This is a genomic window from Curtobacterium salicis (genome assembly GCF_011759505.1).
Lineage (GTDB): Bacteria > Actinomycetota > Actinomycetes > Actinomycetales > Microbacteriaceae > Curtobacterium > Curtobacterium salicis.
Window position 1 is genome coordinate 200,516 of record NZ_JAAOYO010000004.1, and the last position, 19,171, is coordinate 219,686.

Sequence of the window (19,171 nt, forward strand, 5' to 3'; positions counted from 1 at the left end):
CGGTGTCCAGTGGCAACCCCTTCGCCGACGCGATCTTCAGCGGGCAGCTCCTCGTCGGTCTGCCGGTGGCGGCACTCGCCGGCCTGGTGTCCTTCCTGTCCCCGTGCGTGCTGCCGCTCGTGCCCGGGTACCTGGGCTACGTCAGCGGCATCGCCGACGGCAGCCGGCACTCCCGCGGGCGCGTGCTGCTCGGCGTGCTCCTGTTCGTGCTCGGCTTCACCGTGGTGTTCGTCCTCGGCTCCGCGGCCGCAGGCGCCGTGGGCTTCTGGCTGGTGCGCTGGCGTGACCTGATCGTCCAGCTCATGGGCATCGTCGTGATCGCGATGGGCCTGGTGTTCATCGGTCGGTTCACGTTCCTGCAGCGGACCGTCAAGACGAGCTTCACGCCGCGCACGGGCCTGCTCGGTGCGCCGCTCCTCGGCATCGTCTTCGCGTTGGGGTGGACGCCCTGCATCGGCCCGACCCTCGCGGCCATCAACCTCATCAGCTTCCAGTCCGGCAGCGCCTGGCAGGGCGTCGTGCTCGGCATCGCGTACTGCATCGGACTCGGCGTCCCGTTCCTGCTCGTCGCACTCGGTGCCGGCTGGGCCTCGGGCGCGATCGGTGTCGTCAAGCGGCACATGCGCACCGTCAACATCATCGGAGGAGCGATCCTGATCGTCATCGGTCTGCTCATGGTCACCGGCATCTGGTCGGCCGTCATGTCGAGCGTCGGGGCGGTGATCCAGAGCTATGTCCCCGCGGTCTGACATCGACGGGGACGACGTGACGGACGCCGGCACCACCGGCGCCGACAGTTCCTCCGACCCGCAGCGCCCGTCCGACCACGTCGACGGGACGCCCGTCGTCCGGAACGACGCCGACGGCATCGCCCAGCCGAAGCTCGGTCTGGTCGGCTACCTGCGGTTCGCGTGGCGGCAGCTCACGAGCATGCGCACGGCGCTCTTCCTGCTCATGCTCCTCGCCCTCGCGGCGATCCCGGGGTCACTCGTGCCGCAGACGCAGGCCGACCCGAACGGCGTCGTCCAGTACAAGAACAGCCACCCGCAGCTGTCGCCGGTGCTCGAGAAACTGCAGGTGTTCGACACCTACACGTCCGTGTGGTTCTCGGCGATCTACCTGCTGCTCTTCATCTCGCTCATCGGCTGCATCGTCCCGCGCACCCGCCACCACTGGCAGGCCCTCCGCACCCGGCCGCCGAGGACCCCGGCGCGCCTCGGCCGTCTGGCCGGCTACCGGTCCGTGACGATCAGCCCGGAGACGGTGGGCGGCGCGGCGGTGGGCGGCGCGGCGGGCGCGGCCACGGGCCTCCCGTCGGTGGACCATGCGATCACGACGGCGATGACCCAGCTGCAGAAAGCGGGCTACCGCGTGGAGCGGTTCGGTGACTCGGTGAGTGCCGAGCGCGGCTACCTGCGTGAGACGGGCAACCTGGTCTTCCACTCGGCGCTCGTCGGCGTCCTGCTCGCGGTCGGCCTGGGTGGCGGGTTCAGCTACACCGGGCAGCGGCTGCTCGTCGAGGGGCAGACGTTCACCAACGTCCTCGGCTCCTACGACTCGTTCAACCCGGGACGCTGGTTCTCGCAGTCGGACCTCGAGGGCTACAACCTGACCCTCGACAAGTTCACGACGAAGTACGAGGAGACCAACCTCGACGCCCTCGGACAGGCGACCGACTACTCGGCCACCGTGACCGCGCGCACGAAGGACGGCACCGCGAGGACCAGCCGCCTCGGTGTCAACGAGCCGCTGTCGATCGGCGGCACGAACGTCTACCTGCTCGGCAACGGCTACGCGATGCAGGTCACCGTGCGGGACGGCAAGGGGGACGTGGCGTTCCAGGACGTCGTGCCGTTCCTGCCGGACGACGGCAACTACACCTCCACGGGCGTCATCAAGGTCCCCGACGCCTCGCCCGACCAGCTCGGCATGATCGGGTTCTTCTACCCGACCGCGGTGCAGCAGACCAGCGGCACGAACGCCGGAGCGTTCACCTCGAACTACCCGGACATCAAGAACCCGATGCTGTCGCTGCAGGTGTACACCGGCAACCTCGGGCTCGACGACGGCGTCCCGCAGAGCGTCTACCAGCTCTCGACGAAGGGCCTGCAGCAGATCGCAGGCCGACAGTCGGACACCGCGAGCATCGCGATGAAGCCCGGCCAGACGAAGCAGCTGCCCGACGGCGCCGGGTCGATCACGTTCGACGGGGTCAAGCGGTACGTGTCCCTCGACGTCCACCACGACCCGTCGCAGCTCTGGGTCGCCTTCTTCGCGATCCTCTCGGTGCTCGGTCTGCTCACGTCGCTGTTCGTGCCGCGCCGTCGCGTGTGGGTGAAGGCGGTCCGTCGACTCGGCTCCGAGGACGGCGAGTTCGACCTCGAGTACGCCGGGCTCGCCCGCGGTGAGGACCCCAACCTCGAACGCGCGGTGGCGGACATCGCCCAGAAGCACATGTCGGACCTCGGCGTTAGGATCAGCAAGTGAACACGACGACCCTTGCGACCTACTCGGTCGTGCTGACGTACTCCGCGATGGCGGTCTACGTCATCGCGTTCATCTCCTTCGCGCTCGACATGGCGAAGCGCGCCGGCGACGTCGGGCTCGAGACCACCCGCACCGGGTCGTCGTCGGACCGCGACGACGCGACGGCGACCACGGTCGCGACCGTCCAGGGCGGCACCGTCGTCCTCGAGCGCGTCCAGCAGAAGCGCGACGGCGACGGCGTCGGTGGTGGCAACGGCCAGCGCGGATCGAAGTTCGAGCGGGTCGGCATGGCCATGACGGTCCTCGCGCTCGTCGTCCACATCGGTGCGATCGTGCTCCGCGGCATCGCGGCCGACCGTGTGCCGTGGGGCAACATGTTCGAGTTCTCGTTGACCGGGACCGGCTTGATCATCGCCGTGTTCCTGCTCGTCCAGTTCTGGCAGGACCTCAAGTTCCTCGGTGTGTTCATCACCGGCCTGGTGATCATCCTGCTCGGCATCGCGACCGTGAACTACTACGTCCCGGTCCGGCCGCTCGTCCCCGCGCTCGAGTCCTACTGGCTCGTCATCCACGTCTTCGTCGCCATCGCCGGCACCGGGTTCTTCGCCCTGGGTGCGGGCCTGGCGGTGTCGCAGCTCGTCCAGACGTACCGCCAGGGCCGCCCGGTCTCGCGCGGTCTGCGCTTCATGGAGACCCTGCCCGACGCCGACCGCCTCGAGGTCCTCAGCTACCGCGTGATCCTCGTCGGCTTCGTGCTCTGGACCTTCACGCTCATCGCCGGCGCGATCTGGGCCGAGCGGGCCTGGGGCCGCTACTGGGGTTGGGACACGAAGGAGGTCTGGACGTTCATCATCTGGGTCCTCTACGCGGGCTACATCCACGCTCGGGCGACCCGCGGCTGGCGCGGCGCTCGGTCGTCCTGGCTGGCCCTCATCGGCTTCGCCGCCGTGATGTTCAACTTCTCCGTGGTCAACGTCTTCTTCAAGGGGCTGCACAGCTACTCCGGTCTGTGAGACCCGCCACGGCCATGCACCACTGACGGACAGGAGGCCCGACACCAGCCGGTGTCGGGCCTCCTGTCGTTCCCGGGGTCGGCCCTAGGGCCGACCCACGAGCAGTGCGTGCACGCGACGGAGCCGTGACAGCCACCACTCGGTCCGTTCCGGCGAGGCCGCCCACCGGTCGAGCAGACCGGGGTCGGGCTCGACCCGGCGCACCGCGATGCGACCGTCCACGGGCAGCAGCGGCTCGGTGGTGACGTCGCCGGCGAACATCGCCGCGGTGCCGAGCCCGGCCGCGAACCCGGGGGCCATCGACCGGGCTGCCAGGAAGGCGCCCATGCCGAGGCCGATCGAGGTGTCGATGGCGCTGGAGACGACACAGGGCAGTCCGGCCTCGGCGACGACGGCCCCGGCTGCGGTGATGCCGCCGAGGGGCTGCGCCTTGACGACGAGCACGTCCGCTGCACCGGCGCGGGCGACGGCGAGCGGGTCCGAGGCCTTCCGGACGCTCTCGTCCGCGGCGATCCGCAGGCCGAGCCCGGCGACCCGGGCCCGCAGCACCGCGAGGTCCGCCACCGAGGCCACGGGCTGCTCGGCGTACTGCAGCCGGAACGGGGCGAGTCGTCCGAGCGCCGCCGTGGCCTGATCGAGGTCCCACAGGCCGTTCGCGTCGACGCGGACGTCGGCGTCCTCGCCCATCACGCGCCGGACCGCGGCGACGCGGGCGACGTCGTCCTCGACGCTCGTGCCGGGCTCGGCGACCTTGACCTTCGCGGTGGTGCAGCCGGGGAAGCGGCGGAGCAGGTCGGCGACGTCCTCGGCGGGGATCGCGGGCACGGTGGCGTTGACGGGGACGCTGTCGGCACCGGGGTCGTGTCGGGTCCAGCCGAAGTCGACCGCGGCGCGGAGCCAGGCAGTGGACTCGGTGTCGTCGTACTCGACGAACGGGGAGAACTCGGTCCAGCCCTCGGGGCCGCGGAGCACGAGGGCCTCGCGGACGGTGATGCCGCGGAAGCGGACCCGCATCGGCAGGGCGACCACCCGAGCGGTCGCGAGCAGGTCGTGCAGCTCCGGGACGGCGTCGGGCGTGGGCAGGGTCACATCGGGCACCCGGCCATCCTCGCAGGGCCGCCCAGGGGGTCTCCCGGACTCTCCGAGGGGACCGCCAGGGCAGCGCACTAGCATCGCTGCGGTCGACCACCGGTCGGCAGTGCCGGTGCCGATCAGGGACACCGGTCGGGACGGACGAGGAGGCTCGGTGGCGACGGACGAGTTCGCGCGGCTGATGCGTCAGGGCACGGTCGACGTCCACCGACAGCCCGCAGCACGTCGTCGGAAGAACCCCATCACCGGCAAGATCGCCCTCGGCCTGGCGGTGGTCGCCGCCGCGGTGGACGCCAGCGCGTTCGCCGTGTTCGTGGGCGGCGACACCACCTTCGCGTTCGGCATCTGCTTCGTCGTGGTCTTCCTGACCCTGGTGGCCGCGGTCCTCGGCTTCATCGCCGCCGTCGGGTCGTTCGGGCGGTGGTACGGCGTCGTCGGCGTGGTGGTGGCGTTCTTCGCGAACCCGGTGATCCTCATCGTCCTGATCGTCATCGTCGCGCCCGAGATGCTTTCCGGGATGAGCGGCCGCTAGCCGGCCCCCGGCGACCGCCCGGGCAGGAGCCCAGCGGTAGGTTCGGAGCATGCCCTCTGTCGTCTCCGACCTGTTCGACCCCGACGTCTGGACCCCCGCTCCGATCGCCGAGCGGTTCACCGACATCACGTACCACAAGCACGTCTCCGGCGGCATGGTGCGCGTCGCCTTCGACCGCCCGGAGGTGCGCAACGCTTTCCGCCCGCGGACCGTCGACGAGCTCTACCGCGCCCTCGACGACGCCCGTCAGGACCCCCGCGTGGGCGTCGTGCTGCTGACCGGCAACGGCCCGAGCCCGAAGGACGGCGGCTGGGCGTTCTGTTCCGGTGGCGACCAGCGCATCCGGGGCCGGAGCGGCTACCAGTACGTCGGCGACGAGGGCGCCCCGCCCGAGGGCGTCGACCCGGCCGCCGCGCAGGCGTCGATGGGCCGGCTGCACATCCTCGAGGTCCAGCGCCTCATCCGGATGATGCCGAAGGTCGTCATCGCCGTGGTCCCGGGGTGGGCTGCCGGCGGTGGTCACTCGCTGCACGCGATCTGCGACCTGACGATCGCCAGCGCCGAGCACGGGAAGTTCAAGCAGACCGACGCCGACGTCGGGTCGTTCGACGGCGGCTACGGCAGTGCCTACTACGCCAAGCAGATCGGTCAGAAGCTCGCGCGCGAGGTCTTCTTCCTCGCCGAGGAGTACTCCGCCCAGCGTGCCTACGAGATGGGCGCGGTGAACAAGGTGGTGCCGCACGAGGACCTGGAGCGCGAGGCCATCCGCTGGGGCGAGACCATCCTCGGCAAGTCCCCGACGGCGATCCGGATGCTCAAGTACGCCTTCAACGCGGTCGACGACGGCATGGTCGGCCAGCAGGTCTTCGCCGGCGAAGCCACGCGCCTCGCCTACGGCACCGACGAGGCCGTCGAGGGCCGCGACTCGTTCCTCGAGAAGCGCTCGCCCGACTGGACCGCGTTCCCCTGGCACTACTGATGACCCGTCCGCTCGTCGCGCTGGGCGCGTCCGACCCGATGGCGGTGCTGCGCGGACTGGAGGCGGCACTCGCCGGCGGCCCCGCACTGCTCCCCGTCGCCGAGGGGGCCCCGGCGCTGCCGACACCGCCACCGGCCGACGTGCCGCAGCGGGTCGCCCTGGTCGTCGAGACGAGCGGCTCCACCGGGACCGGCAAGCGGGTCGCGCTGTCCTCGGAGGCGCTGCTCGCCGGTGCGGCCGCCGCGGACGCCGCCCTCGGCGGACCGGGCGTCTGGCTCCTCGCGTTGCCGACGCACTACATCGCCGGGCTCAACGTCCTGACGCGGTCGATCGCCGCCGGCACGACCCCGGTCGTCGTGGGACCCGGGCACTTCGACGCGGGGGTGTTCGCCGACGCCGTCGACCGGCTCGTCGTCGGGCCGGCGGCACCTCGTCGGTACACGTCGCTCGTGCCGGTGCAGCTCGCCCGGGTGCTCGACGACCCGCGGGCGACGGCCGCACTCGGGCGGTTCGACGCGGTCCTGGTCGGAGGACAGGCGACCCCGGTGGCCCTGCGCGAGCGCGCTCGTGCCGCAGGGATCCGCGTCGTGACGACGTACGGGGCGAGCGAGACGAGCGGCGGCTGCGTGTACGACGGCACGCCGCTCGGCACCGTCCGCGCCGAGCTCGTCGACGGGGAACTGCAGCTGGCCGGTCCGATGCTCGCCGAGGGGTACCTCGACGACCCGGAGCGGACGGCGGCGGCCTTCACCGAGCGTGAGGGGCACCGCTGGTACCGGACCGGGGACGCCGCGACGATCGTCGACGGTCGCATCCGGGTCACCGGTCGACTCGACGACGTCGTCATCTCCGGCGGCGAGAAGGTCCCGCTCGGGGCGGTCGAACGCATCGTCCGGGAGCTCCCCGGGCAGGACGGTGCCGTCGTCACCCGGCGGGCATCGGGGGAGTGGGGCGAAGTGCCGGTCGTCGTCACCGAGCACCCCGTCGACCTCGAGGTCGTGCGCGCCCGGGTCGCCGACGCCCTCGGTCGTGCCGCCCGCCCCGCCGAGGTGCTGGTCGTGGACCGGATGCCGATGCTGGCGTCCGGCAAACCCGACCGGCGCGCGGTGCGGACGTTGGCCGATCCGCCGGGGTGAGCCCGGCCTCCCGGCAGCGCCGGTACGCTTGGCGGTCGTGGCACGATCGAAGAACACGACACGTCCGAAGGGCCGGTCCGGCAACCCGGCGAAGGCCGCTGCCCCGCAGCGCACCGCACGGCGGGCGACCGCGCGCGACTGGATCGGCGGCGCACGACTGCGGACCCTGACCCTCGGCGTCGTACCCGTCGTGCTCGGTACCGCGGTGGCCTACGTCGACAGCAAGGCGACCGGCGACTTCGGGGCGTTCCTCGGCACGGACGCACACCTGGCGATCGCCCTGCTCGCGCTCGCCGTCGCGCTGTTCCTGCAGATCGGCGTGAACTACAGCAACGACTACTCGGACGGTGTCCGCGGCACGGACGAGTTCCGCGTCGGCCCGGCCCGGCTGACCGGCGCCGGCCTCGCGAAGCCCCGCACGGTGCTCACCGTGGCGCTGACGTTCTTCGGGCTCGCCGCGGTCGCCGGCATCGTCATCGTGGTGCTCACCCAGCTCTGGTGGCTCCTGCTCGTCGGCGCGGCCGCGATCGTCGCCGCGTGGTTCTACACCGGCGGCAAGAAGCCCTACGGGTACAACGCCCTGGGCGAGGTCTTCGTCTTCGTGTTCTTCGGACTCGTCGCGGTCCTCGGCACGCAGTACGTGCTCATCGGGCAGGCGACCCTCAGCGGTTGGGCCGCCGCGGTGGCAGCGGGCCTGTTCGCCTGCGCGGTGCTCATGGTGAACAACATCCGGGACATCGACGAGGACACCGCTGCCGGCAAGCGCACGCTCGCCGTCGTGGTGGGCGGGCCGGTGGCGCGGGTGCTCTTCGCGCTCTTCCTGCTGCTGCCCTACGTCGTGCTGGTCTGGTTCGTGCTGCTGTACTTCCGGTCCGGCTTCGCGTACTTCTCGCTGCTGCTCGCGCTGCCGGCGCTGCTCATCGGCGTGACCTCGCGGAAGCCGCGCGAGCTCATCACGGCACTGCAGCTGTCGTCGTTCTCGGCGCTGGCGTACGGCGTGGTGCTCGGCGTCACGCTCGCCGTCCAGCCGTAGCCGCCGCTCGGCCGAGGCCGCGCGTGGGGGTCAGTCCTCGTCCGGGCGCTTCCGCAGGGTGAGGTCGGTGTCGCTCGCGTCGCTGACGTCCGAGGTACCGGTGGCGTCAGCGGTGTCGACGAAGTCGTCCTCGAAGTCGCTGTCCGCGTCCCGCTCCGGACGGGCGCGGCGCTCGGCGATGCTGGTCGTCACGGCCCCGCGGAGGCCCGGCAGCGCGATGTACGACACGAGCAGCCCGATCAGCGCGCCACCGATCGCCGCCCAGTACCAGGGCAGCCCGATCACGAGCAGCACGACGAGTGCCACGACGAAGATGCCGAGCCGAGCCAGGGTGTAGACGAGCCACGCTTTCACCCTGCAAGTGTACGGATGCCGTTCTCCACGGCGACCGGACGAAGGCCAGGGCGGTCACAGCCGCCCGACCTACACTTCGAGGATGGTCAGGTTGTGGCTCGTCATCGTCGTCGCCGCCGTGGCGTTCACGGTGTTCGCCCTGATCGACTGCGCCACCATGCCGCGGAACCGGGTCCGGTCGCTGCGCAAGGGCGTCTGGGTCCTGCTGGTCGTCGTGCTGCCGGTCCTCGGCGGCGTGCTGTGGTTCCTGCTCGGCCGGACGCCCGTCGCCGGAGCGCGCGGCGACGGTGGCGGTGGTGCCGGGTACCGTGGTCCCGAAGACGACCCCGACTTCCTCGGCGGCGCGACCGCCGGGCGGAAGAGCGATGACAAGGACCAGGACGACGCGACCCTCCGATCCCTCGAAGACCAGTTCCACGACGGCGACGACGACAGCCGCCCCGATCGCTGACGGCACCGCCGCTGACGGCACTGCCGCTGACGGCGCTGCCGCAGAAGGCGCTGCCGCAGAAGGCGCTGCCGCTGACGGTCGTCCGGGCCCGAGCGGATCCGGCAGTCCCGCGACCGACTTCGCCCTCGCCTTCCTGCAGGAACTCGCCCGCGCCGGCGTGACCGACGTCGTGGTGAGCCCGGGCTCGCGCTCGCAGGCCCTCGCCCTCGCCGCGGTCGCACTCGAACGTGCGGGTGGCATCACGGTGCACGTGCGGCTCGACGAACGGACGGCCGGGTTCTTCGCGCTCGGCCTGGCCGTCGAGTCCGGCCGTCCTGCGGCGGTCGTCACGACCTCGGGGACCGCCGTGGTGAACCTGCACCCGGCCGTGCTCGAGGCGCACCACTCCGGCGTGCCGATGATCGTCGTGTCGGCGGACCGTCCGGCCGAGCTGCGCGGCATCGGCAGCAACCAGACCACCGTGCAGCCCGGGGTCTTCGGGCCCGCCGTGTCCTTCGTCCGGGACGTGCAGGCGCCGAGCGTGCACGGCGTCGACGACGACGTCCGCGCCACCGTCCGCTCGCTGGTGCGCGAGGCCGTCGCCGCCGCTGCCGGGCACTCCGGTCAGCCCGGTCCGGTGCAGCTCGACCTCGCGTTCCGCGAGCCGCTGTCCGCCGGCCTCGACCAGGTCGACGGTGTGCCCGACGACCAGGTGGACCGGTCGTACGCCACACGCCGGACGACCGCCGCGCTGCCGGTCGCCGAGCTCGCGCCGGACGACGAGCCCGCCACAGTGGTCATCGCCGGACACGATGCGGGTGTCAACGCCGAACGGATCGCGTGGGAACTGGGCGCTCCGCTCCTGGCCGAGGTGTCGAGCGGTGCCCGTTTCGGGCGCAACCTGGCAGCCGCGTACCGCGAACTCCTCCGTGACGACGAGTTCGGCGGACGCGTCCGCCGGGCGGTCGTCCTCGGGCACCCGACCCTCAGCCGCGAGGTGCCGGCGCTCCTGCAGCGCGCGGACGTCGAGACCGTCGTGGTCCGTGGTGCCGGAGCCGACGTGTACGACCCGGCCCGTGCCTCCCGTCCGGACGCCGCGACGCAGGTGGTGTCGGACGTCCGCGTCACCGAGCGGACCGGACCGGCGCACCGCGCCTGGGTCGGCCGCTGGGTCGCCGCGAGCCGGTCCTTGCTCGGCGAGGGTGATGCCGGACCGGACCTCGACGCCAAGCGATCCGCGGACCGAGCCGAGCGGAACCGGTTCCTCCGGGACGAGGTCGCGCTCCGCCGTCGACCCGTGGACCGCGCCATGCTGGCCGAGGCGGTGTGGGGCGTCACGTGGCCGCACGACCGTCTGGTGTTCGGCGCGTCCCAGATCATCCGGGAGGCCGACATGACGGTCGCCGGCAAGAAGATCCGGGTGCACGCCAACCGCGGGCTCGCCGGCATCGACGGGACGATCTCGACGGCGCTCGGCATCGCCACCGCGCTCGAGGCGGAGTCCGGCGCCGTCGGCACGACCCGGGTCGTCGTGGGCGACCTGACGTTCCTGCACGACCTCGGCGGACTCGTGACGGGGACCGAGGAGGCACACCCGCGTCTGCAGGTCGTCGTCGGCAACGACGGCGGCGGCGCGATCTTCCGCGGGCTCGAGGTCGCGGCGACCACGGCGCCGGAGGACATGCGCCGGATGATGACGACGCCGCAGCACGTCGACGTCGAACGGGTCGTCACCGGGCTCGGATGGGAGTACCGCCGGGCCGAGACGTGGGGGGACCTCGAACGCGTCCTCACCGATCCGGCCGAGCGCGTGGTCATCGAGGTGCCGCTGGCCGACTGACGCTGGCCGGCTGACCCGACTGATCCGAATGACCCGGCTGACCCGACCGATCCGACTGATCAGGGAGGGGCCGGCCGAGCAGCGCGTCCGCTCAGGCCAGCGCGTCGACGACCGGCCGGAACTTCAGGCGGGTCTCCGCGACCTCCCGTGCCGGTTCCGAGCCGGCGACGATCCCCGCCCCGGCCCACGCGCGGACCGTGCCGTCGTCGTCGATCTGCGCGCTCCGGAGCGCGAGCATCCACTCGCCGTCCCCGGAGGCGCCGAGCCAGCCGACCGGACCGGCGTACCGTCCGCGGTCCACGCCCTCGAGCTCGGCGACGAGCCGCACGGCGACGTCGGTGGGGGTCCCGGCGACCGCTGCGGTGGGGTGGAGCACGTCCGCGACGTCGAGCGCGGTGACGCCGGCGGGCAGGACGGCCTCGACGTCGCTCGCCAGGTGCCAGACGTTCGGCAGCTGCAGGCGGAACGGTTCGGGGTCCACCCGGAGGTCCGTCGCGATCGGCCGCAGCGAGGCGACCAGGCTCGAGATCGCGAAGGCGTGCTCCTCGAGGTCCTTCGTGCTCGCGGCGAGGGTCTCGGCGGCGACCCGGTCGCTCTCGGCATCCGCACCCCGAGCAGCACTGCCCGCGAGGACCCGCGCGGTGAGGGTGCGGCCCTCCGTCCGGGCGAGCGTCTCGGGGGTGGCCCCGATGAGCCCGTCGACGGCGAAGGTCACGCAGGTCGGGTAGGCGGCGGCCAGGTCGAGGAGCACCGCGCGCCGGTCTGCCCCGGGCGGCAGGGTCCCGACGAGGTCGCGGGCCAGGACGACCTTCTGGGCGCGTCCGGCCGTGATGGCCGTCACTGCTGCGGCGACCGATGCCGCGTAGGCGTCCTCGTCGACGGCGCCGGGGTGCAGCGCGACGGAGACGTGCGGGCCGACGCGGGGCACCGGCACCGAGGTGCTCGTGAACGGCAGGGGAGCCGGGGCGTCGGTGGTGTCGATCGCGGTGATCCACGCCCGGCCCCGACGGCGGCCGACCACGACACGCGGCACGATGAGGACACTCGTGGCGGCCGAGTCGTCGGCGAACGCGAAGGTGCCGAACGCGACGAGGCCGCTGCCCCGGAGCCGGACCGGGTCGTCGACGGCGGCGGCGGCGACGATCTCCCGCCAGCGGGCGGACGCGTCACGCATCCGGGACGGACCGGAGAACTCGAAGCGCATGGCCTCGCCGATCCCGACGATCCCGTCGCCGCCCCGCACGAAGGCCATCGGGTTCCCGGCGAGGGTGTGTCGGAGCACGGCTCCCGGGTCGTCGAGGATCCGGGTCGAGACCGTGAGCGGCCGGACCGCTGTGGGAGGACGGGTCACGGACCGATGCTACGCGTCGGGGCGCGCCCGGGGATGCTGCGCTCCTGCACGCCTACCGGGAGACGTCCGGTCGCGGCCTCTAGGATGACTGGGTGAGCAGAGCGGACATGCAGAAGCGGCCGGACGAAGTGGCGGCCATGTTCGACGACGTCGCGGCGAAGTACGACCTGACCAACGACATCCTGTCGGCGGGCAACGCACCGCTGTGGCGCGTCGCGACGGTCAAGGCCGTCGACCCCCAGCCGGGCGAGCGCGTGCTCGACCTCGCTGCCGGCACCGGGACGAGCTCGGCTGCCCTGGCGAAGAAGGGTGCCGAGGTCACCGCCCTCGACCTGTCGTCGGGCATGATCGCGGTCGGCCGTGAACGCCACCCCGAGATCACCTTCGTCGAGGGTGACGCCGAGCACCTGCCGTTCGAGGACGAGTCCTTCGACGCCGTCACGATCTCGTTCGGTCTGCGCAACGTCAACGACCCGATGCAGGCCCTCACCGAGATGCTCCGGGTCCTCAAGCCCGGCGGTCGGCTCGTCATCTGCGAGTTCTCCACCCCGCCGTTCGCCGCGCTGCGGTTCGGCTACAACACGTACCTCAGGCGGGTCCTGCCGGGCATCGCGAAGCTGTCGAGCAGCAATCCGGCCGCCTACCGCTACCTCGCCGAGTCCATCGAGGCCTGGCCCGACCAGCAGGTCCTGAGCCAGTGGCTCCGCGGCGTCGGCTTCACGATGGTCGCGCACCGCAACCTCACCGCCGGCATCGTCGCACTGCACCGTGGCCGCAAGCCGGTCGAGGGCAGTGTCCGCGAGTCCGCCGCCCGGCGCGCCAAGGCACGTCGCGAGCACCAGCCCACCGGCGAGCAGCCCCGCGTGGAGCCCGAGGCCTAGGCCCGCGGCCCAGGTCCCCACCGCCACCCCGCGAGTACGGAGCAGCAGTTGAACCCGAGTGTCCCGGTCGCACGACGCGCACCGAGTCTCCGAGCGTCCCTGGGCATCGGTGAGCGCCTGTTCGCCACCCCGGCGGACCGTCGTTTCATCGCGGCCGTCGACGACGGGCTCGAGCTCGTCGAGCAGGGACTCGAGGACGCCATGCGCTCCGCCGACACCCTGGCCGACACCACCAGCCGCTACCTGCTCTCCGCGGGCGGCAAGCGCATCCGGCCGACCCTCACGCTGCTCATCGCACAGCTCGGCGACGGCGTGACCGACCACGTGGTGAAGGCCGCCGTCAGCGTCGAGATGACGCACCTGGCATCGCTGTACCACGACGACGTCATGGACGAGGCCCCGGTGCGCCGCGGTGTCCCCGCCGCCCACGTGACGTACGGCAACAACATCGCGATCCTCACCGGGGACCTGCTCTTCGCCCGTGCCTCGCTGATCACCGCGGACCTCGGACCCGAGGGCATCCGGATGCAGGCGGAGACCTTCCAGCGGCTCTGCATGGGCCAGCTCCACGAGACGACCGGGCCCCGGCCCGAGGACGACCCCGTCGAGCACTACATCCACGTGCTCAGCGACAAGACGGGGTCCCTCATCGCGACCGCCGCGCGCGCCGGCGTGCTGTTCTCCGGTGCCGACCGTTCCCTGCTGGAGGCCGTCGGCACCTTCGGCGAGAAGGTCGGCGTCGCCTTCCAGCTCGTCGACGACGTGATCGACCTGGCACCGGCGAAGGACAAGACCGGCAAGATCGCGGGCAACGACCTCCGTGCCGGCGTCGACACGCTGCCCCTGCTGCAGCTCCGCCGCCGCGCCGCCTCCGACGAGGGCGCCGCGGCCCTCCTGGCCCGCATCGAGCAGGACGTCCGTGACGCCCCCGACGACGCGGTGCACTCCGACGCCTACCAGAGCGCCGTCGCCGAGCTCCGCGAGCACGAGGCGACCCTGGCGACCCGGGCCCTCGCCGCGAGCTGGGCCCACGAGGCGGTCGCCGCCCTGGCACCCCTGCCGGACGGCACCGTCAAACGAGCCCTCACCCGGTTCGCGGAGACGGTCGTCGACCGCAGCCGCTGACCTGAACGAAACTGGAGACCGAACAGTGCCCACCCTCCGACTCGCCATCGTCGGCGCCGGTCCGGCCGGCATCTACGCCGCGGACATCCTCCTGCGGGAAGCGCGCGGCTTCGACGTCTCGATCGACCTGTTCGAGCAGCTGCCGGCCCCGTACGGCCTCGTGCGCTACGGCGTCGCCCCCGACCACCCCCGTATCAAGGGCATCGTCAACGCCCTCCGCGACGTGCTGGACCGCGGCGACATCCGGATCTTCGGCAACGTCCGCTTCGGCGAGGACATCACCCTCGAGGACCTGAAGCGCCACTACAACGCGGTCGTCTTCTCGACCGGTGCGATCAAGGACGCCGACCTCGACATCCCCGGCATCGACCTCGACGGCTCGTACGGGGCCGCTGACTTCGTCAGCTGGTTCGACGGCCACCCGGACGTCCCGCGCACCTGGCCGCTGACCGCGGAGAGCGTCGCCGTCATCGGCAACGGCAACGTCGCACTCGACGTGTCGCGCATCCTCGCGAAGCACGCCGAGGACCTGCTGCCGACCGAGATCCCGGCGAACGTGTACGAGGGGCTGCAGGCCTCGCCCGTCACCGACGTGCACGTCTTCGGTCGTCGCGGACCGGCACAGGTGAAGTTCACGCCGCTGGAACTCCGCGAACTCGGTGAACTCCGCGACGTCGACATGGTCGTGTACGACGAGGACTTCGACCACGACGAGGCCTCGAAGCTCGCGATCGCGACGAACAAGCAGGTCACCGTCATCGACCGGGTGCTGCAGCAGTGGCGGACGCGCGAGGTCGGCACGGCGAGCCGCCGCCTGCACCTGCACTTCTACGCCAAGCCGCTCGAGCTCCTCGGCAACGAGGACGGCACGCTCCGCGCCATCCGGTACGAGCGCACCCGTCCGGACGGCCAGGGCGGTGTCGAGGGCACGGGGGAGATCCGCGAGATCCCGATCCAGGCGCTCTACCGTGCGGTCGGCTACGTCGGGTCGCCGCTGCCCGGCGTGCCGTTCGACGAGCGCTACGGCGTCATCCCGAACCACGAGGGCCAGGTCCTCGACACCGACGGCAACCGGCTCCCCGGCGTCTACGCCACCGGATGGATCAAGCGTGGGCCGGTCGGCCTGATCGGGCACACGAAGTCCGACGCGATGGAGACCGTGCAGCACGTGGTCACCGACCAGGGCACCTGGTGGAGCCCGGAGGACCCGTCCGAAGCGGCGATCCCGGCACTGCTCCGCGAGCGCGGCGTCGACTTCACCGACCTCGCCGGTTGGCACGCCCTCGACCAGCACGAGATCGCCCTCGGCGAGCCGCAGGGCCGCGCGCGGGTCAAGGTCGTGCCGCGCGACGAGATGATCGACGTCTCGCTGCGACGGTCCCACGCCGACTCGCAGGCCTGAGCGACCCCCGGGTCCGAGCATGACGACGCTGCGCCCGGCACCTCCACGTGGGGCGCCGGGCGCCGCGCCGTCCGGGCGGCTGGTCGGGGTCGACGTGGCCCGGTCGCTCGCCCTGTTCGGCATGATGGCCGCGCACGTCGGCGACGTCGCCGAGAACGTCGACTGGACCGACCCGACGAGCCTCGGTGCCGTGGTGAACGGCCGCTCCGCCGCGCTCTTCGCGGTGCTCGCCGGGGTGTCGATCGGACTCGTCAGCGGCCGTGACCACCCGCCTGGTCCGCCGCAGATCGGACGCGTCCGCGCACGGCTCGCACTGCGCGCCGTCGTGGTGGTCGTCGTCGGCCTGCTGCTGATGGCACTGCAGACACCCGTCTACGTGGTCCTGCCGACCTACGGCGCCCTGTTCCTGCTGGCCCTGCCGGTCCTCCGCTGGCGACCGTCGGCACTGCTCCTGCTCGCCGCGGGCTGCGCCGCCGCGGCGGCTCCGGTCGCGATCGCGATCCTCCCGCTCTACGCCGACGCGGACATGTTCGGCGTGCAGCTCGGGCTGGTCTACCCGGTCGTCACGTTCGCGACGTACGTCCTGGTCGGACTCGCGGTCGCGCGGTCTCGGCCGGGAGGCGCGGGGCGGCAGGTCCTGCTCCTCGCGTCCGGCACCGTGGTCGCGACCGCCGCCTACGTCGTCGGGAACGCCGCCGCGCCGATCCCGTTCGACACCACGTCCGCGTTCCCCGGTGTGCCGTTCGTCCCCTCCGGTTCCGACGCCGGCCAGACGTTCGCCCAGGTGTTCCTGTCGCCGCGGGACCACTCGTCCTCGGTCGTCGACGTCGTCGGCACCGCGGCGATCGCGGTCGCCGTGATCGCGCTGTGTCGGCTGGTCGTCGACGGGCACGGACCGCTCGTCACCCGGATCGCGTTCCCGTTCGCGGCGGTCGGCTCGATGCCGCTCACGGTGTACGCGCTGCACCTCGTCGTCATCGCCGTGTGGCCGGACCTGCCGCACGGCCCGAGGACCTGGTGGGGCTTCGTCGTCGGCGCGGTGCTGTTCGCGATGCTCTGGCGCCGGTTCCTCGGACGCGGGCCACTCGAACGGCTGACCGCGCAGATCGCCTCGGCGGTCCCCGCACCGGCGCCGGTGCGGGCCTGACCGACCGGACCGACCACAGCCCGGGCCGGCCGACGAGGCGGACCGGTGACGGGCCTCCCGGCCGTGCGCTACTGCAGCGCCGCGGTGAGCCGCGCGACGTTGTCGAACACCCGTGACCGACGCGGGCGGGTCAGCCACTCGTCCAGCGTGAGCTCGCGGCTGGCAGCGCGGTAGTCGTCCTGGACGTCCCGGAGCGCGTCCACGAAGGACTTCCCCCGCACCATCACCGAGATCTCGAGGTTCAGGGTGAACGAGCGCATGTCCATGTTCGACGAGCCGATCACCGCGACGTCGTCGTCGATCGTGAAGTGCTTCGCGTGCAGCACCGTCGGCGCGCGGTACAGCCAGATCTTCACACCCGCGCGGAGCAGCCCCTCGTAGTAGGAGCGCTGCGCGTGCCACGTCATCGCGTGGTCACCGATCTCGCCGACGAACAGCTCGACCTCGACCCCGCGCTGCGCGGTCGTCGTGATCGCGTAGAGCATCGAGTCGTCGGGGACGAAGTACGGCGACGTGATCGACACCCGCTCCTGCGCCGAGTACAGCAGCGCGTTGAACAGGCGCAGGTTGTTCTCGCCGTCGAAGCCGGGGCCGGACGGCACGACCTGGCAGTCCAGCGAGTCCTGACGGTCGGCGCGGTGCACCGGGTCGCTCTCGCGGAGCAGCAGCTCGTCGGTCTCGCTGTACCAGTCGGTGACGAACAGGGCGTTGATGCCCGCGACGACCGGGCCCTCGAACCGGGCGAAGAGGTCGCGCCACCGGAGCCCGCGCTCGATGTTGGCCTTCGTGTCGTACGAGCGGTCGATGAGGTTCTGCGAGCCCGTGAACGCCACCGAGCCGTCCACCACCAGGATCTTCCGGTGGTTGCGGAGGTCCGGGCGCTGGAACTTCCCCTCCATCGGCAGCAGCGGCAGCATCAGGTGCCACTCGATGCCGGCCGCGTCCAGGAACGCCAGGGTGTCCTTGAAGTACGGGTAGCTCTTGCTCGCCCAGTGGTCCATGAGGAACCGGACCGTGACTCCACGGGCCTGCGCCCGCGCCAGCGACTCGAAGAACGGCCGCGTCGTGTCGTCGAGCGAGGCGATGTAGAACTCGACGTGCACGAACCGGCGTGCGGCGTCGACGGCGTGGGTCATCTCCGCGAACGCGTCGTCGTAGTGCGGGTACAGCTCGGCCTGGTTGCCACCGACGAGCGGCATCGCCCCGAGCTGTCGGTTCAGCCGGGTGATGCTCTCCAGCCACGCCGGCCACGGGTGGTCGCGGCGCACCCGCTCGATGCCCTCGGTCTGCTCGAGGATGTAGCGGTTGATCTCGGTCTGCTTCTCACGGCGCGACCTCGGCAGCTTCGTCGACCCGAGGACGAGGAACAGGATGAAGCCGATGTAGGGGATGAGGAAGATCGCCAACAACCAGCCCGTGGCCGTCTGCGGCTTCCGGTCGATCGGGACGTAGACGAGGGAGAAGGCGCGGATCGCCAGGTCCAGCAGGACCAGGAGGATGATCAACGCGACGACGAGCCAGTGCTCCACGGTGTGGGTCGGTGTCTGCGCGGGGGGCGCGGGTCAGCGGAAGTTGATGAACTGCAAGGGCACGTCGAACTCCTGGCCCTTGAGCAGCTGGATGGTCTGCTGCAGGTCGTCGCGGCTCTTCGAGGAGACCCGCAGCTCGTCGCCCTGCACCTGGCTCTTCACCGTCTTCGGTGCCTCGGCCCGGATGAACGCGCCGATCTTCTTCGCGATGTCCTGCTCGATGCCGTTCTTGAACGACACCTCGATGCGGAACTCCTTGCCCGAGGGGAACGGGTCACCGGCGTCGAGGCTCTTCAGGCTGATGCCGCGCTTGATCGCCTTCGTCTGCAGCACGTCGAGGACGGCCAGCGCGCGCTCCTCGGTCGAGGCCTTGATGAGGACGTCCTCGCCGCTGAACGCGACGGACGCACCGACGCCCTTGAAGTCGTACCGCTGCTCGATCTCCTTCGCCGCCTGGTTGAGGGCGTTCTCCGCCTCCATCTTGTCGACCTTGCTGACCACGTCGAAGGAGCTGTCTGCCATGCCGGACAGCCTATCCGGCGGCACGCGGGCCTGTTCCGGGAGGCCCGCCCCGCCGCCGCCACCCGGCCAGCGTTAGGCCGTGGTCGCGAGCACCTCCGGACATCGGCTATGCTCTTCACCGCGCCTTCGGTCGGTGATGACACGGGCCGGGTGCGCACATGGCGAGTTACCCAAGCGGCCAAAGGGATCTGACTGTAAATCAGCCGGCGTATGCCTCCGGGGGTTCGAATCCCTCACTCGCCACTGTGCTAGCGACACATTCGTGTTGGCTTCCACGAATGGCCCCGTCCTCGGACGGGGCCATTTGCGTTGCTGCCC

The 19,171-nt window shown here is 71.6% G+C and carries 18 protein-coding genes and 1 tRNA gene; 14 read left to right on the forward strand and 5 right to left on the reverse strand.

Annotated features, from left to right (window positions below):
• Window positions 1-2 precede the first annotated feature (2 nt).
• From E9228_RS13230 to ccsB, 3 genes are read left to right on the forward strand one after another with little or no spacing between them, the layout of a single operon-like run.
• The gene (locus E9228_RS13230; RefSeq protein WP_166781021.1) at window positions 3-749 is read left to right on the forward strand and encodes a cytochrome c biogenesis protein CcdA; all 747 of its coding nucleotides are present in this window, start codon (window positions 3-5) and stop codon (window positions 747-749) included.
• Window positions 733-2,487 carry a cytochrome c biogenesis protein ResB gene (gene resB, locus E9228_RS13235; protein WP_166781022.1) on the forward strand — a complete coding sequence of 585 codons (1,755 nt, stop codon included), beginning with the start codon at window positions 733-735 and terminating at the stop codon, window positions 2,485-2,487. The genes E9228_RS13230 and resB overlap by 17 nt, the downstream gene beginning before the upstream one ends.
• Window positions 2,484-3,500 (forward strand): c-type cytochrome biogenesis protein CcsB, encoded by a 1,017-nt coding sequence (gene ccsB, locus E9228_RS13240; protein WP_425248379.1) that lies wholly within the window; start codon window positions 2,484-2,486, stop codon window positions 3,498-3,500. Before resB ends, ccsB begins: the two co-directional genes overlap by 4 nt.
• 84 nt (window positions 3,501-3,584) lie before the next feature.
• On the opposite strand, the gene E9228_RS13245 is transcribed toward ccsB, so the two are convergent.
• Window positions 3,585-4,598 (reverse strand): o-succinylbenzoate synthase, encoded by a 1,014-nt coding sequence (locus E9228_RS13245; RefSeq protein ID WP_341849891.1) that lies wholly within the window; start codon window positions 4,596-4,598, stop codon window positions 3,585-3,587.
• Between the two features lie 148 nt (window positions 4,599-4,746).
• Between E9228_RS13245 and E9228_RS13250 the strand changes: the two genes are divergently transcribed.
• Genes E9228_RS13250 through E9228_RS13265 form a run of 4 tightly spaced genes read left to right on the forward strand, consistent with a single transcriptional unit; the run spans window position 4,747 to window position 8,272 of the window.
• Entirely contained in the window at window positions 4,747-5,124 is a 378-nt protein-coding gene (locus tag E9228_RS13250; RefSeq protein ID WP_166781024.1) for a hypothetical protein, read from the forward strand.
• 49 nt (window positions 5,125-5,173) lie between these two features.
• Entirely contained in the window at window positions 5,174-6,103 is a 930-nt protein-coding gene (locus E9228_RS13255) for a 1,4-dihydroxy-2-naphthoyl-CoA synthase (RefSeq protein WP_166781025.1), read from the forward strand.
• Entirely contained in the window at window positions 6,103-7,239 is a 1,137-nt protein-coding gene (locus E9228_RS13260) for an AMP-binding protein (RefSeq protein WP_166781026.1), read from the forward strand. Before E9228_RS13255 ends, E9228_RS13260 begins: the two co-directional genes overlap by 1 nt.
• Window positions 7,240-7,267: 28 nt before the next feature.
• The gene (locus E9228_RS13265; RefSeq protein WP_166781027.1) at window positions 7,268-8,272 is read left to right on the forward strand and encodes a 1,4-dihydroxy-2-naphthoate polyprenyltransferase; all 1,005 of its coding nucleotides are present in this window, start codon (window positions 7,268-7,270) and stop codon (window positions 8,270-8,272) included.
• Window positions 8,273-8,302: 30 nt separating this feature from the next.
• On the opposite strand, the gene E9228_RS13270 is transcribed toward E9228_RS13265, so the two are convergent.
• Window positions 8,303-8,626 carry a DUF4229 domain-containing protein gene (locus E9228_RS13270; protein ID WP_166781028.1) on the reverse strand — a complete coding sequence of 108 codons (324 nt, stop codon included), beginning with the start codon at window positions 8,624-8,626 and terminating at the stop codon, window positions 8,303-8,305.
• Window positions 8,627-8,708: 82 nt separating this feature from the next.
• Between E9228_RS13270 and E9228_RS13275 the strand changes: the two genes are divergently transcribed.
• Entirely contained in the window at window positions 8,709-9,077 is a 369-nt protein-coding gene (locus tag E9228_RS13275) for a PLDc N-terminal domain-containing protein (RefSeq protein ID WP_166781029.1), read from the forward strand.
• Complete coding sequence (menD, locus tag E9228_RS13280) at window positions 8,992-10,896, forward strand: 2-succinyl-5-enolpyruvyl-6-hydroxy-3-cyclohexene-1-carboxylic-acid synthase (RefSeq protein ID WP_166781030.1); 1,905 nt, start codon at window positions 8,992-8,994, stop codon at window positions 10,894-10,896. Before E9228_RS13275 ends, menD begins: the two co-directional genes overlap by 86 nt.
• A 91-nt stretch (window positions 10,897-10,987) precedes the next feature.
• Here the strand turns inward: menD and E9228_RS13285 are convergent, their stop codons facing one another.
• Window positions 10,988-12,247 carry an isochorismate synthase gene (locus E9228_RS13285; RefSeq protein ID WP_341849892.1) on the reverse strand — a complete coding sequence of 420 codons (1,260 nt, stop codon included), beginning with the start codon at window positions 12,245-12,247 and terminating at the stop codon, window positions 10,988-10,990.
• Window positions 12,248-12,339: 92 nt separating this feature from the next.
• Between E9228_RS13285 and E9228_RS13290 the strand changes: the two genes are divergently transcribed.
• Genes E9228_RS13290 through E9228_RS13305 form a run of 4 tightly spaced genes read left to right on the forward strand, consistent with a single transcriptional unit; the run spans window position 12,340 to window position 16,802 of the window.
• Window positions 12,340-13,128: a demethylmenaquinone methyltransferase gene (locus E9228_RS13290; protein WP_166781031.1), complete on the forward strand. Its 789-nt coding sequence runs from the start codon at window positions 12,340-12,342 to the stop codon at window positions 13,126-13,128.
• Between the two features lie 48 nt (window positions 13,129-13,176).
• The gene (locus tag E9228_RS13295) at window positions 13,177-14,253 is read left to right on the forward strand and encodes a polyprenyl synthetase family protein (RefSeq protein WP_166781032.1); all 1,077 of its coding nucleotides are present in this window, start codon (window positions 13,177-13,179) and stop codon (window positions 14,251-14,253) included.
• Between the two features lie 25 nt (window positions 14,254-14,278).
• The gene (locus tag E9228_RS13300; protein WP_166781033.1) at window positions 14,279-15,655 is read left to right on the forward strand and encodes an FAD-dependent oxidoreductase; all 1,377 of its coding nucleotides are present in this window, start codon (window positions 14,279-14,281) and stop codon (window positions 15,653-15,655) included.
• Window positions 15,656-15,674: 19 nt separating this feature from the next.
• Entirely contained in the window at window positions 15,675-16,802 is a 1,128-nt protein-coding gene (locus E9228_RS13305) for a heparan-alpha-glucosaminide N-acetyltransferase domain-containing protein (protein WP_166781034.1), read from the forward strand.
• A 68-nt stretch (window positions 16,803-16,870) separates the two neighbouring features.
• On the opposite strand, the gene cls is transcribed toward E9228_RS13305, so the two are convergent.
• Both cls and E9228_RS13315 read right to left on the reverse strand, forming a co-directional pair.
• Window positions 16,871-18,331: a cardiolipin synthase gene (gene cls / locus E9228_RS13310; RefSeq protein WP_166781035.1), complete on the reverse strand. Its 1,461-nt coding sequence runs from the start codon at window positions 18,329-18,331 to the stop codon at window positions 16,871-16,873.
• Window positions 18,332-18,364: 33 nt separating this feature from the next.
• Complete coding sequence (locus E9228_RS13315; RefSeq protein ID WP_166781036.1) at window positions 18,365-18,853, reverse strand: YajQ family cyclic di-GMP-binding protein; 489 nt, start codon at window positions 18,851-18,853, stop codon at window positions 18,365-18,367.
• A 160-nt stretch (window positions 18,854-19,013) separates the two neighbouring features.
• Here E9228_RS13315 and E9228_RS13320 point away from each other — a divergent pair.
• Window positions 19,014-19,096: transfer RNA gene (locus E9228_RS13320), tRNA-Tyr, on the forward strand.
• The last annotated feature ends 75 nt before the right edge of the window (window positions 19,097-19,171 follow it).

Excerpts from the sequence above, each read along its gene's own strand:
- E9228_RS13315 (WP_166781036.1), bottom strand. The coding sequence starts at position 18,853 with ATGGCAGACAGCTCCTTCGACGTGGTCAGCAAGGTCGACAAGATGGAG.
- resB (WP_166781022.1), top strand. The coding sequence starts at position 733 with ATGTCCCCGCGGTCTGACATCGACGGGGACGACGTGACGGACGCCGGC.
- menD (WP_166781030.1), top strand. The coding sequence starts at position 8,992 with ATGACAAGGACCAGGACGACGCGACCCTCCGATCCCTCGAAGACCAGT.
- E9228_RS13305 (WP_166781034.1), top strand. The coding sequence starts at position 15,675 with ATGACGACGCTGCGCCCGGCACCTCCACGTGGGGCGCCGGGCGCCGCG.
- E9228_RS13255 (WP_166781025.1), top strand. The coding sequence starts at position 5,174 with ATGCCCTCTGTCGTCTCCGACCTGTTCGACCCCGACGTCTGGACCCCC.
- E9228_RS13275 (WP_166781029.1), top strand. The coding sequence starts at position 8,709 with ATGGTCAGGTTGTGGCTCGTCATCGTCGTCGCCGCCGTGGCGTTCACG.
- E9228_RS13260 (WP_166781026.1), top strand. The coding sequence starts at position 6,103 with ATGACCCGTCCGCTCGTCGCGCTGGGCGCGTCCGACCCGATGGCGGTG.